Annotated in this window: 1 protein-coding gene; it reads right to left on the bottom strand. The window is 57.5% G+C overall.

Going from position 1 to position 433, the window contains the following annotated elements; all coding sequences use genetic code 11:
- Positions 1 to 73: 73 nt before the first annotated feature.
- Complete coding sequence (locus tag CYR55_RS23145) at positions 74 to 346, bottom strand: helix-turn-helix domain-containing protein (protein ID WP_146001056.1); 273 nt, start codon at positions 344 to 346, stop codon at positions 74 to 76.
- Positions 347 to 433: the final 87 nt, after the last annotated feature.

Here is a 433-nt window from a genome sequence, read left to right as displayed (position 1 = left end):
GGAACGGGCACTCTGGGCACGGCTTTTTCAGTGAGAAAAAACGCTTATAGTCCATTTGCTTCTCCAGGCTGCGCTATTCAGCCAGCTCCCATAAATTGCCCAGCCCCGCCCTGGCCACCAGCACTGACCATTGCGCGTAATTAATAGTCCGGGTGCCGTCCAGCCAGCGGCGGACGGTGCGATCGTTGACGCCAACCAGGCGCGCTATTTTAGGGCTGGATAACCGCCCACCCTGCTCAATAACTTTGGCCACCTCTTCCGCTGTTGGGATCGGCCAATCCGGGCTGAAGGCTTCCAGCGTCTCCGGGCGGATACCCAGCTGCATAGCCTGATACCTGTTAATCATGCCGGCGCTCATCGTTTAAAGGTGAACAGGTCACCGCGCACAGCAAAGGCACCCATGATCTCTTCATCGAAACCGTAGCGCTCCATG

Origin of the sequence: Chimaeribacter californicus (assembly GCF_002858675.1) — a bacterium.
In the GTDB taxonomy this organism is placed as follows: Bacteria; Pseudomonadota; Gammaproteobacteria; order Enterobacterales; family Enterobacteriaceae; genus Chimaeribacter; species Chimaeribacter californicus.
Note: the sequence above shows the minus strand (reverse complement) of the source record. Positions and strands in the feature narration are given on the sequence as shown.